Below are 14,183 nucleotides of genomic sequence, written 5' to 3'. Positions count from 1 at the left end.
TTTTCTTAAATAGCCGTACCGGAAAACGGTTTGCCGCATTCCGGACAGAATTTAGGCATTGATCCATGAATAGTGATGATTTCGTGACATTCGCTACATCGCATTTGGATACCGTCGCCTTGAACCGCCGGCCTAGGTTCGCCGCATTCTGAACAAAACTTGCCAGTGTTTTCTGTGCCGTCATTTGGACAAATCCAACTGTCTTTGGCAGATGGTTGTTTGGCTTGGGCAGCGGCTTGCTCTCTATTGGTTTTGGAAGCTTCGCCCATAAAATTGCCAGCTGCGCCCATACCCATCCCCATGCCCATAAAAGCAGTAGCACTGCCGCTTGGGTTGGAGCCGGCTTGTTCGAGTCCGCTAGCAACAGAACCTTGAACGAACCCTTCACGAATCGAAGCATCACTGAGCATGGCTCCTTTGTTGCGCATTTGTATAAGCTCTTTAGAATCGTCATCGTAAGAGATGCTTGCCACAGCTGCAGAGACAACTTCAATCCCGCGGCGTTCGCGCCACTCATCATCCAGCGCATGACTCATATACTGACTTAATTCTTGAGATTTGGCGACTAGATGACTGATTTGGACACCTGCGACTGACATTTTAGCGATAGATGTCTGCAAGGCTGTCAGGAACTCATCCAAAAATTGTTTCGGCAAATCATCTGTTTCCAAATGTACGCTGCTTTTTGAAGCAACTTCTCCGTAAAAAAGTACCGGGTCTGTGATTTTGATGGAGTAGCTTCCGTGAGCTCGCAGAAATAATTCCGCATTATAAAAGTTATCAAAATAATTTAAGGGTGCACGTGTGCCAAATTTAATGTCAGTAATCTCCTGCAAGTTGATATAAACTACCTGCTGGTTTTTAGGCGTGGTACCGCCATATTTAAAACGACTGAAAGATTCAGCGATGGACGCACGCAAATCACCTTGGAACATGGAAGGGGCACTGTCATTTTTTACGGTATAGTAGCCTTCTTCCGCTGTGAAATCGATGATTTTTCCTCCATCGATCAACAGCATCATTGTATTCGGGTAAACATGGATAACAGAACCATCTGTAATCACACCGTCTGTTTGTTTAGTGTTAGAACCATTTCTGCGGCTGCGAACGATTTGTACCCCTTTGGTAATCAGTGTCTTGCTGGTAAGTTGCTCAGGTTCAATAATCTCAAGCCATTGATCAGCCAGACTACCGGAAACAGAACTTGCAGCAGCTTTAATAATACCCATAGTTGTCACTCCATTCGTTATTTTATGCATTCATTGTACCATATCGGAAAAATCTATTGAATACGTCTTAAGGTGGTTTTTTGTTAATTTATCACGTATAATAATGAGAGGAAAATTTATAGTTGTGTGTCGAAATGACTAAGGAATCAACTGTAAAAATCAAAATGAATGTACAGGAGAGGAAATCATGGCTTATCAAGCATTGTACCGTGTGTGGCGCTCCCAACGCTTCTCAGACCTCGTTGGCCAACAGATGGTAACTCAAACATTGAAAAATGCCTTATCGCAGCATAAAACCTCTCATGCCTATCTTTTTACCGGACCAAGAGGAACTGGAAAAACAAGTGCTGCCAAGATTTTTGCCAAGGCAATCAACTGCCCTAATCAAAAAGACGGGGAGCCTTGCAATGACTGTGATATTTGCAGAGAGATCACTGAAGGACGTTTAAATGACGTGATAGAGATCGATGCGGCAAGTAACAATGGTGTTGACGAGATTCGGGACCTTCGAGAAAAGGTGAAATATGCTCCTACTCAAGCAACTTACAAAGTATATATCATTGATGAGGTCCATATGCTGTCTACAGGAGCCTTTAATGCGTTGCTGAAAACACTGGAGGAACCTCCTAAAAATGTTTTGTTTATTTTGGCCACCACTGAGCCCCATAAAATTCCGGCGACGATTATTTCCCGTACGCAACGATTTGATTTTAAACGTATTACCGCAGAGGATATTGTTGAGCATTTACGGCATATATTGTCAGAGATGAGTATCAACTTTCAAGAACAAAGTTTATATATTATTGCCAGAGCGGCTGAAGGGGGCATGCGGGATGCTTTGAGTTTACTGGATCAAGCATTGTCTTTCAGCGATGGTGAATTAACTGATCAAGCTGCCTTGCAAGTGACAGGGAGTTTGACCACAGAAATGATGGATCGGTATGTCTCATTATGTGCCCAAGGCAGTGTCGATGAGGCCCTTCAAGCGGTACAAGCTATTTTGTCTGAAGGCAAGGAAAGCAGCCGTTTTATTGAGGACATGCTGTTTTATTGTCGAGATTTGCTGATCTACCAGCAGGCACCGCAACTTCTCTTAACTGAGCGAGGCTTTTTAAGCGAGAAGTTTAAAACTCTTTCGCAGGCATTGCCTGCGGAAAAAATATATCGCTACATTGACTTGCTGAGTGACACACAAAGACAACTAAAGATGTCGACTCATACAGCGATTTATTTGGAAGTAGCAACAGTGAAATTAGCCAGTGACAGCGGCTCTGAAAAAAATATGGAGGCTCACTCCTCAGTGTCTACTCAGGAAATAACTGAGCTGCAGGAGCAACTTTCTGCTTTAAAAAATGAGATGAAGCAATGGCAGGCGGCTAATGCAAATGCGGAAGGCAAGTCGCAAACCGCTAGTGCTCCTGTACAAAATCGGCCTGTGACACAGTATCGTTTGCCGAAGGAGCAAGTTTATCAGATTCTCCATGAAGCAACTAGGGAATATTTACGTATGACGCAGGACGTCTGGGAAGAGTTGCTGCAATTTTTATCTGTCACTCACCGTGCGATGCTCAAGGCCAGTCAGCCGGTTGCAGCCAGCGGCAAAGGGGTCGTTATTGCCTTTGATTATGAAATCATTTGTCAGCGTGCTGATGATGATATGGAACTTAAAACAGTGATTGCAAGCGGCATTCAGCGTTTGATTCAGTTAGAATTGAATGTGGTGTTTGTTCCTAAAGATTCATGGAGTGTGTTGCGCCGGGAATTTTTGCAGTCTAATCCGGTGGATGAACAAGCTTCTGGTCAAACAGCGACGGAGATGCGTGAGGATGCAGCACTGCTCCAGGAGGATCCTGAAAAACAGGTCGTGGACAAAGCATTAGAGCTTTTTGGCAGTGATGTGGTAGAAATTGTGAACGAATAAAGGATAAAAAACAGATTGTTTTGATTGCTGTAAGAATAGCGGCATAAACTAGAGAACTGTGAGAGGAAGATGTAAAAGATGATGCGCGGAATGGGCAACATGCAAGGGATGATGAAGCAAGTTCAAAAAATGCAAAAAGAAATGGAAGCAGCTCAGGCAGCTTTAGAAAAAAAAGAATTTACAGGGTCAGCGGCAAATGATCTAGTGAAAGTTATATTCAATGGCAAAAGAGAAATGCTTGAGTTAAGTATTCAACCTGAAGTTATTGATCCGGAAGATCCGGAGATGTTACAGGACTTAGTATTGACAGCTGTCAATCATGCCCTGACGCAAATTGCAGATGAAACCGAAGCAACTATGGGCAAATATACTCAAGGGTTGCCGGGATTCTAGTGCTTAAAAGAGCAGGAGGGGAACTTCCTGTTTTTTTAGGATAGGTTAAATTTTTTATGAAAAGAGGATGAACATGTATTATCCAGCACCGATTGCTAAATTAATAGAAAGCTACATGAGATTACCGGGGATAGGTGCTAAGACTGCGGCCAGACTAGCTTTTTTCACTTTGGACATGCGTGAAGAAGACGTGAATGACTTTGCCAAAGCTTTGATTAGTGTGAAGCGAGACCTGCATTTTTGTGCCATATGCGGTAATATTGCAGAAAGTGAAACGTGTACCATTTGTCAAGATACTTCAAGGGACAAAAGTCAAGTGCTAGTGGTGGAGGAGCCTAAGGATGTTATCTCGATGGAAAAAATGCGCGAATACAAAGGGCAATATCATGTGCTTCACGGTGTCATTTCTCCGATGGATGGTACGGGGCCAGATGACATCAATATTACTTCTTTGATTCAGCGTCTGCACAATGATGAAATAAAAGAAGTCATCATTGCAACAAATGCAACGACTGAAGGGGAGGCGACCGCCATGTATTTGTCTAAATTGATTAAACCGGCGGGAATCAAAGTGACCAGACTTGCTCATGGCCTGTCTGTAGGCAGCGACATTGAGTATGCAGATGAGATTACCCTTTTGAAGGCAGTGGAAGGCCGGCGGGAGATGTGAATTCCGTAGACATAATCGGAATAATCAAGTAGAATAAAAGAATAAATAGGCTGAGGAAACCTCTATTCTTAGCGATTTATTATTTGAAATAATTGAATGTTATCGTGAAGAAGAAGGAGCGGAAATATTTTGACAGGTGTGTTTGTAACAATTGAAGGACCAGATGGCGCAGGAAAAACGAGTGCAATCAAAAAGCTGGAGCGTATGCTGAAGAAAAATCTCCAAGTAGACTTGATTGTTACACGGGAACCGGGCGGCATTCCGATTGCCGAAAAAATTCGTCAAATCATTCTGGATCCGAAGAATATGGAAATGGATGAGCGTACGGAAGCCCTGCTATATGCAGCTGCTAGACGCCAGCATCTGATTGAAAAAATATTGCCAGCTCTTGAAAAGAATACCTTTGTTTTGTGTGATCGTTTTGTTGACAGCTCTCTTGCGTATCAAGGAGCCGGTCGCAAAATCGGGGTTGAGGCAGTCGCCTCAATCAATCAGTTTGCGACAGAGGGATTGACCCCTGATTTGACGTTGTATCTTGATGTTGATCCGGAAACTGGTTTGAACAGAATCCAGAAAGGGCGCACTCAAGCGGAATTAGACCGCTTGGATCAAGAGAGCGCTGTGTTCCATCAGAGAGTTCAGCATGAGTATTTAAAACTAGCAGAGCAGTTCCCTGAGAGGATTGTAACAATCAATGCTCGTAAAGGATTGGATCAGGTAGTAACGGAGTGCTATCAGGTAATAAAACAAAAATATGCAGATAAGTTTCATTCATAACAGAAAGGCGGAATGACGATGAAACTGATATTAGCGATTGTTCAGGATAAGGATAGTCAAAGATTGTCCAATAAATTTATTGATGCCAATGTGCGGGCGACAAAATTGTCGACGACAGGTGGTTTTCTTAAATCAGGCAACACCACGTTCATCGTGGGAATCGAAGACGAACGAGTGGATGAAGTGTTGAAACTCATCAAAGATACTTGTGAATCTAGGGAACAGTATCTGACGGCACCGATACATTTGGACACATCTATCGACTCATATATGGGAGGACGTCCTATTGAGGTACAAGTCGGCGGAGCAACGGTCTTCGTAATGCCAGTAGAAAGCTTTCATCGTTACTAATCATGTCTATTCAAGAAAAACAACCTAGAATTTGGGAAATGCTTAGAAAAAGTATTGAAAAAGGACAACTAGTCCATGCCCTTTTGTTTGAAGGGGAAAAAGGGACTGGCAAAAAAGAAATGGCGAAATGGCTGGCACAATCATATTTTTGTCAGAATGGTCCAATAGCTTGCGGCCATTGTCATAACTGTCAAAGGGTGCTGGCAGAGGAACATCCAGATGTGCATTTTTTACAGCCTGACGGTCAGAGTATTAAAATCAGTCAAGTGGCAGCAATCAAAAGTTATTTAGGAAAAAGCGGTTTGGAACAGTCCAAGCAATTTTTGATAGTGGAACAGGCGGAAAAAATGACGGTACAGTCTGCCAATAGTTTGCTAAAATTTATTGAGGAACCCACAGGACAACTGCAAATTGTTTTTCTCACTGAAAATAAAGAACAAATCTTGCCCACGATTCAATCCAGATGTCAAATCTTGCATTTTACGCCCTTTTCACTTGCGGTCTTGCAGAATGCGTTGACAGACGAGGGTGTTCCGCCGATGATGGCAAGTTTGTTGTCAGAATTAACTAATGATTTGGATAGAGCTTTGACATTATATCAAGATCAGTGGTTTAATGAGTTAAAAGAACTCATGGATAAATGGGTCCAGTATTTAGTCAGGAAAGATCCTTATGCGTTTGTTTTCGTACAGCAGTCTTTGGTGAAGATGTGTCGTGACAAGAAGCAACAGGAAACATTATATGACTTGCTGATTGCCTATTTTCATCAACTGCTGACAGTAACTGACCAACAGCAATTCCCCGGAGTCGAGAAGTGGCACAAGGAGGAATTGTCTGAAGGGTTGGCAATAGTCTTGTCGTGCCAAGAAAAATGGCGCTTTAACGTAGCTTTTCAGGCAACATTGGAACAATTAGTTATTAAAATCGTAGGTAAATGAGGTGAAGATACATGGCTAGAGTAGTCGGATTGAGATTCAGACCTGCCGGACAAATTTATTATTTTTTAGCTCAAAAAAATAGTGATTATCAATTTAATCAGCGAATCTTAGTTGAAACGGAACAAAGCAAGCAGTTGGCATATGTTGCCATTCCCAGTAAAGAGATAGCAAAAGAGGACTTGCCAGAAGGTCTTAAGCCGGTAATTCGTGTAGCAACTGATAGGGATTTGCACCAGCAGGAAGTAAATGTTCAAGATGCCAAAGATGCTTTTGGGATCACTAGAAAAAAAATCGAGGAACATGGGTTGGAAATGAAATTAGTCCATGTGGAATATTCTTTTGACCGTGCGAAGATGGTCTTTCAATTTACAGCAGGAGGACGGGTTGATTTTCGTGAATTGGTCCGTGATTTAGCGTCCGTTTTCAAAACCAGAATCGAACTGAGACAAATTGGTGTGAGAGACGAGGCAAAAATATTAGGTGGGATTGGGCCTTGTGGTCGTCAGCTATGCTGTTCTACTTTTTTAGGTGATTTTATGCCTGTGTCGATCAAGATGGCTAAAGATCAAAATCTTTCATTGAATCAGACAAAAATTTCTGGTCTTTGCGGCCGGCTGATGTGTTGTTTGAAATACGAAAATGATTTATATGAAGAAGCAAAAAAAGAATTGCCGGATTTCGGTGATGAAGTAGAAACGCCAGAAGGCAAAGGAAAAGTTGTGGGGTTGAATTTATTAGATCGGATAGTAAAAGTCAGATTGTTTCACCAAGAAATGGCGATAAATTTTGATCACGATGAAATAAAAGTACTTAAAACCAAAGGAAGATCTTGATGGATAAACGAATGTTACATGACGAGTTTTCAAATTTTGAAAATGATCTTAAACATATGATGTTGCGCTTGAGTGAAATGAAAACATCTTTGGACACCGTTATTGAAGAAAATGTCCGTTTGGAAGTGGAAAATAAGCATCTTCGTGAACGGCTGCTTGAGCTGGAGCGGGAACAAGTGGAGTCGACAGATGAAAAACACGGATTATCAAAATCTCGCATGAATTTAGAAAATATCTATGAAGAAGGGTTTCACGTCTGCAATATATATTATGGCACGCGAAGAGAAAACGATGAGGAATGTGCTTTTTGTTTGGATGTTATTTATGGAGAAAGAAAATAAAGTTGAGATAAATAATCATTTATCTCAACTTTTTTATCATGATGAATAAAGTGAGGAAAAATAATTGAATCGTCAAAAAAGTTATAAAGACCATTCGTTGACAGGGACACTGTACTTGGTTCCCACTCCTATTGGCAACTTGGAAGATATCAGCTTTCGAGCCTTAAAAGTATTAAAAGATGTTGACTGGATCGCCAGTGAGGATACGAGAAATACGCAAAAGCTTTTAAATTATTTCAATATTTCAACGAATCAAATCAGTTTTCATGAACATAATACCCAAAAAAGAATTCCTGAATTTCTGGAAAAGCTTGAGAGGGGCGAGTCGATTGCTCAAGTCAGTGACGCAGGTATGCCCTCTATCAGTGATCCGGGAAATGAATTAGTCCAAGCGTGTATCCGTCAAAATATCCCAGTGATTTCCTTGCCGGGAGCGACAGCAGGGGTGACGGCATTAATTGCTTCCGGACTCTCTGCTGAAAAATTTACCTTTATCGGTTTTTTGCCGCGGAAAAAAAGCGAGCAAAAGAAATATTTGAAAGAATTATCGACTCGCAAAGAAACGTTGATTGTTTATGAATCGCCTTATCGGGTCAAAAATACATTGAAAAATATGCTGGAAGTTTATCCTCAGGATCACCCAGTCGTTTTGTGCCGCGAGTTGACTAAAATTCATGAAGAATATATCCGCGGGACCCTAACCGAAGTGCTGAACATAGCCGAAAATGAGGAGCTTAAGGGAGAATGTTGTCTTCTGATCGGCGGAAGTACTTTGGAAGAAAAAGAAACTTTATCAGAAAGTTTCGAGGCAATAAGTATCAAAGCGCACGTCGAATTACTGGAAGAAAAAAACAATATGAGTTCTAAAGAGGCAATCAAAGAAGTTGCTAAGCTTAGAGGGCTCAAAAAACAAGAAGTTTACAAAGAGTATCATAACATTTGATTAGAATATATTTACTGGATCAAAGGCAGTTTTAGGCCTTTGATTTTTAAAAGCTACGTTACTTTAATCAAAGGATTGTGATATAATATATACTATAAGATAGCATTAAAATGTCGTGTTATTTAATAACAGGCATCGGAAGAAATATTCTTTTTTTGATAATTATTTTATTGGAAGTAAAGAGATTATATATATGATGATTATTTTGAAAAGAAGCATATTTTAAGATGAAAGTAATTATTATGACGAAACTTATTAATAAGGCAGAGGGATAAGAAATTGAAAGTAAGAGAGCAAATCGGGATTGTTTGAAAACGTTATATCTGCTTAGGATAAGGAGTCTATTATAGTTTATTAGCAGTTTGGAAAAAATAAAAATAGATGCAAATGACTGCTTTTTGTATAGATGAGGAGGAGGATTTGTGGGCAAGAACGGCAAAAATATATGCTTTAAGTGCATTTATACTTGTGTCGGGGTAGGGACCCTTTTGTTTTCAGCGGTGGCACCTACCGTCAGTTCTATTGCGTTTGCAAAAGAAACTAATTTATCCGGGCTTAATTCTCAAACGTTGGCCGACGAGGCTGGGAAATCGGGAGAGGATAATCTAGATGGGCCAGAGGAATCGCCTGCTGAGACGGCACCCGAAGTCTCTGATGTGCCATCAGAACCAAGCACTGATAATCCCCCTTCTGACATCGAACCAGAGGAAACAGAAAGCACAGATGTATCAGACAGCGACTCAAGTAGTTCGGAGGAGACTAGCGACTCTAGTAGTACCGACGATAGCAGCAGTACAGATACTGGCAGCTCTGATTCGAGTACAGATTCTAGTTCAAATATCGATAGCGGTGCAAACCCAAGCACGGATGTGAATGGAAAAGAAACAACTCATCCAAGTACTAATGATAGGGGACGGGACGATGATATTTCTCAATCTATCGACAAAGAGGGAAGTATCGTTTTCGGGAAAAATCAGACAACACAAGAGTTTGTTCAAGAAATCGGCAACGAGGCAAGGGTCATAGCTGCGGAACATGATTTATATGCTTCAGTAATGATTGCTCAAGCGATATTGGAGAGTGCTTCTGGAAATAGTGCTTTGGCACGCCAGCCAAACTATAATCTTTTTGGCATCAAAGGTACTTTTAGAGGTAAAGGTGTTGAAATGTCAACACTTGAAGATGATGGCAAAGGTGCCATGTATATGATTAAAGCCTCCTTTAGAAAATATCCGTCCTATAAAGAATCTTTAGAAGACTATGCAAAACTGTTGAATACTAGTTTCTATACAGGTGCACGCAAAAGTCATACTGATTCTTATAAGGATGCCACGGCTTTTTTGACAGGAAGATACGCTACAGATACGCTCTATAATCAAAAATTAAATGGCTTGATTTCTGCCTATGATTTGGACGAGTATGATCATGCTCAAAAAATAGTTAGAAAAGTCCGCGTCACTCGTCATAAAGTGATGGGCAATGAAACACTATGGGATATTTCCAAGACTTATGGAACGACTATCAATAAACTTAAAGAATTAAATGACATCCAGAGTCAAAAAGACTTAGTGGAAAATGAATTAATTGTTGTAAAACGTGAGAGAATCGATGAGAACAAAAAAGATGACACGGATGATTCGGCTGAAAAGAATCCGGCGCTTAGCGAAGAAGAAAAACAGAACGAAAAAATTGAAAAAAAACGTCAGCAAGAATTAGCAATGTTAAAAGCACGTCAGATTGCCTACTCTATGACACGTGCCCTGCCGGCTAGTTTTGAGGGTGAGAAGGTTGTTAAGTTAGGCAGCAGCCAAGTTAAAGATGCAAAGACGTATCAAGTCAAAGTGGGAGATACGCTTGTATCAATTGCGGAACAGACAGAAGTGCCATTAAAAGAGCTTGTTGAGTGGAATGGATTGGAAGATAGCATACTGATTAAAGGACAAGTTCTAGTAATTGAAAATCCCTATATTCCGTTAGATTAAAAGTCAGAACAGATAAAAACGAATGAGCAAGGTGTTTTGTTTATCAAACATCTCACTCATTCGTTTTATTTTTCAATTTTCGAAGTTTAGACTTCAGCAAATTGGGCATGGTAGAGTTGGTAATAAAAGCCGTTTTTATTTGCTAATAAGTCATCATGGGTGCCGATTTCTACCACTTGGCCGTCTTTCATGACTAAGATTCGATCGGCTTCTTTGATGGTCGAAAGTCTATGGGCGATAACGAAGCTGGTTTTACCTGTCATCATCTTTAAAAAAGCTTCTTGAATGGAGAGTTCGGTCAATGAATCCACTGAACTTGTAGCTTCATCTAAAATCAACATGGGCGGGTTAGCAATCATGGTACGGGCGATTGTCAGTAATTGCCGCTGACCTTCTGAGATGCTGATACCGTTATTTCCAATGAGCGTATCATATTTCTGAGGCAAGTTTTCAATGAAACGGTCGATTTTAGCTGATTTTGCAGCACTTATTAGTTGTTCCTCTGTTACCTCGGAGTTGCCGAATGTCAAGTTTTCCCTGATGGTGCCGTCAAATAACCATGTATCCTGCAACACCATCCCAAAGGAGCGGCGCAAGGAGTCTCTGCGATAATGACTGATGGAGCTGCCGTCTAATAAAATCTCGCCGGCATCAATATCGTAAAACCTCATCAACAGATTTACTAAGGTGGATTTACCTGCACCGGTATTCCCGACAATAGCGATAGTTTCGCCTGCAGTAACTTTAAGAGAAAAATTTTGAATCAACGGTTGATTTTTTTGGTAGGAGAAATTAACATTGCGAAACTCGATTTCCCCATGGATTTTCCCAGGCACATCCGGCAAGTGACTGTCATCAGGTTCGTTCTTATGATTCATGATTTTGAAAACTCTTGTCAAGCCGGCTAAAGCAGATTGAATTTGCGGCGTGATACCAGAAAGTTCAATGAATGGCTTTGTAAACTGGCTAGAGTAAATGATAAAACTGCTTAAAATCCCCACACTCAGCGACGGATGTCCCTTCAAAATTAAGTAGCCTCCAGTGAATCCGATGGCAATATAAGAAAGATGGTCAATAAATCGTGATAGAGGATTTGTCAGAGAAGAAACCAGTTGGGCCTTTTGACCTACGCCATAAAGTTTCTCGTTTCGACTATCAAATTCATTCATGCTGACGTGTTCATACTGGAAAGCTTTCACCAATTTTTGATTTCCAACGATTTCTGTTACATAATTTGAAATATTTCCCACGATTTCCTGTTGTTCCAAAAATCTTTTTTGACTGGTTTGAGCGATGAGCCACGTGACAAAAAACATAAAAGGCGTCGTCAGCAGAACCACAAGGGTTAAGGTGATATTTAAATTCAGCATAGTGATGAGCGAAATAATGACGATGGTCATGCCTGAAAATATATTATTAAAAATTGAAATCATTGCTTCAGCAACGTAATCTAAATCATTGGTGAAACGGCTAGTAATATCCCCTATGGACTGGGTATCGAAAAAGTGAAGGGGCAAGTGATTTAACTTGTCGAAGGTATCCTTTCGAATTTCATCTACAACTTGATAACTGATGTGATTGGCAATTCTTTGGATGAACCACTGGGTCAATGAAGCAGTCAGAATGGCAAGTGCAAAATAAGTCAACACAGAATAAAGTTCTGCAAACAGGACCTGACCTTCTCCAAGCATTTTATCAATAGATTTCCCTGTCAAGTAGGTCATCAAGACAGAACTGCCTCCACCGATAATGCCAAATAAAAAAGCAGAAAGCAGCGGCCATTTATAAGGCAGAAGGTAATGGGAAAATTTTCTTAAAGTCCATTGATTCTCCATCTATTTCACCTCCGCAGATTGGTTTTCTTGAGATGCTGCAATTTTTTGGTAAGCAGTATTTGTTTGTATCAGTTCATGATGTTTGCCTTGCCCGACGATTTTTCCATTGTCAAGAACTAAAATGTGGTCAGCCTGACGAATAGAGCTGATTCGCTGAGAAACAATTAGACTGGTTGTATTAGGCAACTGAGTTTTTAAATTTTTTCTTAGCGCAAGGTCCGTGCGATAGTCCAAAGCGCTTAAAGAGTCATCTAAAATCAAAATCTCAGGCTGATTGATCACTGCACGGGCGATAGCCAAGCGCTGCTTTTGTCCCCCAGAGAAGTTTTCTCCCCCTTCGACGACCGGACTGTTTAAACCTTCTTTTAAATCTCTGACAAACTCCTCTGCTTGAGCAATTCTTAAAGCCTGCCAAGCTTCTTCCTCTGTGGCATCTTGTTTCCCCCATTGCAGATTACTGAGAATCGTTCCAGAAATCAACGTATCTTTTTGCGGCACCAAACGTATCTTATTTCTTAATTCAGAAACAGGATAAGCGCCGATATTTTTTCCGAAAAGAAAAATATTTCCCTCTGCATAATCGTAAAATTTAGGAAGTAATTGAATCAATGAGGATTTACCGCTTCCGGTAGGCCCGATGATGCCAAGCGTTTTTCCCATGCCCCATTCAAAAGTGATATTCTCAAGCGTCCAGCCGTTTTGACGAGGGTATTTGAATGAGACGTTTTCGAAAATTATTTTGTCCTTCTTTGCGTGGTCGGTTAGCTGAATCTGCGTTTCGGGAGAATCAGTCAATGTTTCTTTTGTATCCAAAATCTCATTAATTCGGCTGGCTGAGGTGGCAGCACGTGTAAAAATAACAACTAAATTAGAGACGATGATAAGTGCCAGCAGCATTTGCATTAAATAATTGACCAAGGCCACCACTTCTCCTTGGTTGAGAGAACCGATATTCACTGCATCCCCGCTGACATAAAGAAGAAGAATAGTGGCTGAATTCATAATCAGAATTGTTAGTGGATTAAGTAAAGCTGAAATATTAGCAGCCTTTAAGCTGTTTTTTGCCAAAGACTCACTAGTATGGCTGATTTTTTTTGATTGTGACCTTTGCCTGACAAACGCTCGAATCACACGAATCCCAACTAGATTTTCCTGAATATTGCGTGTCAGCTGGTCCATATTTTTTTGTACTCTGCGAAATAAAGGGACGGTGCGCTTGATTAAAAAGACCAGAATAAAAAAGAATACCGGCAGTACAATAGCAAAAATAAGGGCAATCCTCGGGTGAATGTAGAAGGCCATAATGACAGAGCCGATACTTAAAAAAGGTGCTCTTATTACCAGACGAATCAACATAGCCAAAGCAAGCTGCAATTGGTTGATGTCGTTGGTCATACGCGTAACCAGCGTATCAGTACCGAAAAGGTCTAGTTCAGCATGGGGAAATTGATTGATTTTTTGGAAAACTACTCGGCGTAATTCCGTGCCAAATCCCTGTGAAGCGATGGACGCGTAATACTGGCAAATCATGACGCAAGCTAATCCAATGCAAGACATTAAAAACATTTTTCCTGCGGTCTGCCAAATATATGTCAGATCGTTTTGTCGAATCCCTTGGTCGATCAATTTTGCCATGTATAAAGGCAGAAAGAGTTCAAAGATGGCTTCCAGCAATTTGAAGAAGGGTCCCAAGAGAATTTCTTTTTTATATTTTTTTGAATATTTTAGTAATCGAACCATGTTTTCCTCCCTAAAAAATAAAACTACTTCCTATTGTACGACAACCTAATCTGATTTCAAAGAGCAGAAATAATTACAAGGAGAAATCCATGAAAAGGCTCCGTGTTTATGTTACTCTTAAGGCAGAAAGTATTAGCAGCTTGCTCGTGTTTCAAAGGGAAAGTGTCTAGATGGCCGTGAAAAATCATAGAAACAAGTTTGATGTTTTTATCTTAAAATAACATGAGGGA

The 14,183-nt window shown here is 40.7% G+C and carries 13 protein-coding genes; 10 read left to right on the top strand and 3 right to left on the bottom strand.

Features of this window, described 5'->3' with window-relative positions; genetic code table 11:
- Positions 1–5 precede the first annotated feature (5 nt).
- Positions 6–1,229 carry an SPFH domain-containing protein gene (locus CBF29_RS10745; protein WP_126809729.1) on the bottom strand — a complete coding sequence of 408 codons (1,224 nt, stop codon included), beginning with the start codon at positions 1,227–1,229 and terminating at the stop codon, positions 6–8.
- 187 nt (positions 1,230–1,416) lie between these two features.
- Between CBF29_RS10745 and dnaX the strand changes: the two genes are divergently transcribed.
- The 10 genes from dnaX (at position 1,417) to CBF29_RS14155 (ending at position 10,378) form a co-directional block, all read left to right on the top strand.
- Positions 1,417–3,150, top strand: a complete 1,734-nt coding sequence (gene dnaX / locus CBF29_RS10740; RefSeq protein WP_126809728.1) for a DNA polymerase III subunit gamma/tau — start codon at positions 1,417–1,419, stop codon at positions 3,148–3,150.
- 78 nt (positions 3,151–3,228) lie between these two features.
- Entirely contained in the window at positions 3,229–3,543 is a 315-nt protein-coding gene (locus CBF29_RS10735; protein ID WP_126809727.1) for a YbaB/EbfC family nucleoid-associated protein, read from the top strand.
- 73 nt (positions 3,544–3,616) lie between these two features.
- A complete protein-coding gene (recR, locus tag CBF29_RS10730) occupies positions 3,617–4,213 on the top strand; it encodes a recombination mediator RecR (RefSeq protein WP_126809726.1) in 597 nt (198 codons plus the stop codon).
- A 129-nt stretch (positions 4,214–4,342) separates the two neighbouring features.
- Positions 4,343–4,990: a dTMP kinase gene (gene tmk / locus CBF29_RS10725; RefSeq protein WP_126809725.1), complete on the top strand. Its 648-nt coding sequence runs from the start codon at positions 4,343–4,345 to the stop codon at positions 4,988–4,990.
- Between the two features lie 18 nt (positions 4,991–5,008).
- On the top strand, positions 5,009–5,341 hold the full coding sequence (locus CBF29_RS10720; protein ID WP_126809724.1) for a cyclic-di-AMP receptor: 333 nt from the start codon (positions 5,009–5,011) through the stop codon (positions 5,339–5,341).
- A 2-nt stretch (positions 5,342–5,343) separates the two neighbouring features.
- On the top strand, positions 5,344–6,279 hold the full coding sequence (gene holB, locus CBF29_RS10715; protein ID WP_126809723.1) for a DNA polymerase III subunit delta': 936 nt from the start codon (positions 5,344–5,346) through the stop codon (positions 6,277–6,279).
- Between the two features lie 11 nt (positions 6,280–6,290).
- Entirely contained in the window at positions 6,291–7,112 is an 822-nt protein-coding gene (locus CBF29_RS10710) for a PSP1 domain-containing protein (RefSeq protein WP_126809722.1), read from the top strand.
- Positions 7,112–7,453 (top strand): DNA replication initiation control protein YabA, encoded by a 342-nt coding sequence (locus tag CBF29_RS10705; RefSeq protein ID WP_126809721.1) that lies wholly within the window; start codon positions 7,112–7,114, stop codon positions 7,451–7,453. Before CBF29_RS10710 ends, CBF29_RS10705 begins: the two co-directional genes overlap by 1 nt.
- 64 nt (positions 7,454–7,517) lie before the next feature.
- Positions 7,518–8,396 (top strand): 16S rRNA (cytidine(1402)-2'-O)-methyltransferase, encoded by an 879-nt coding sequence (gene rsmI, locus CBF29_RS10700; protein ID WP_126809720.1) that lies wholly within the window; start codon positions 7,518–7,520, stop codon positions 8,394–8,396.
- A 422-nt stretch (positions 8,397–8,818) separates the two neighbouring features.
- Entirely contained in the window at positions 8,819–10,378 is a 1,560-nt protein-coding gene (locus tag CBF29_RS14155; protein WP_126809719.1) for a glucosaminidase domain-containing protein, read from the top strand.
- 86 nt (positions 10,379–10,464) lie between these two features.
- Here CBF29_RS14155 and CBF29_RS10690 read toward each other — a convergent pair whose 3' ends face one another.
- Positions 10,465–12,213, bottom strand: coding sequence for an ABC transporter ATP-binding protein (locus CBF29_RS10690; RefSeq protein ID WP_126809718.1), 1,749 nt, complete (start codon positions 12,211–12,213; stop codon positions 10,465–10,467).
- Entirely contained in the window at positions 12,214–13,953 is a 1,740-nt protein-coding gene (locus CBF29_RS10685; protein WP_126809717.1) for an ABC transporter ATP-binding protein, read from the bottom strand. It lies immediately after the preceding gene.
- Positions 13,954–14,183: the final 230 nt, after the last annotated feature.

The sequence above is a fragment of the Vagococcus elongatus genome (assembly GCF_003987645.1).
GTDB lineage: Bacteria > Bacillota > Bacilli > Lactobacillales > Vagococcaceae > Vagococcus_A > Vagococcus_A elongatus.
Note: the sequence above shows the minus strand (reverse complement) of the source record. Positions and strands in the feature narration are given on the sequence as shown.

Coding starts and splice junctions, on each gene's coding strand:
- CBF29_RS10745 (WP_126809729.1), bottom strand. CDS start 1,229: ATGGGTATTATTAAAGCTGCTGCAAGTTCTGTTTCCGGTAGTCTGGCT.
- dnaX (WP_126809728.1), top strand. CDS start 1,417: ATGGCTTATCAAGCATTGTACCGTGTGTGGCGCTCCCAACGCTTCTCA.
- CBF29_RS10735 (WP_126809727.1), top strand. CDS start 3,229: ATGATGCGCGGAATGGGCAACATGCAAGGGATGATGAAGCAAGTTCAA.
- recR (WP_126809726.1), top strand. CDS start 3,617: ATGTATTATCCAGCACCGATTGCTAAATTAATAGAAAGCTACATGAGA.
- CBF29_RS10720 (WP_126809724.1), top strand. CDS start 5,009: ATGAAACTGATATTAGCGATTGTTCAGGATAAGGATAGTCAAAGATTG.
- holB (WP_126809723.1), top strand. CDS start 5,344: ATGTCTATTCAAGAAAAACAACCTAGAATTTGGGAAATGCTTAGAAAA.
- CBF29_RS10710 (WP_126809722.1), top strand. CDS start 6,291: ATGGCTAGAGTAGTCGGATTGAGATTCAGACCTGCCGGACAAATTTAT.
- CBF29_RS10705 (WP_126809721.1), top strand. CDS start 7,112: ATGGATAAACGAATGTTACATGACGAGTTTTCAAATTTTGAAAATGAT.
- CBF29_RS10690 (WP_126809718.1), bottom strand. CDS start 12,213: ATGGAGAATCAATGGACTTTAAGAAAATTTTCCCATTACCTTCTGCCT.
- CBF29_RS10685 (WP_126809717.1), bottom strand. CDS start 13,953: ATGGTTCGATTACTAAAATATTCAAAAAAATATAAAAAAGAAATTCTC.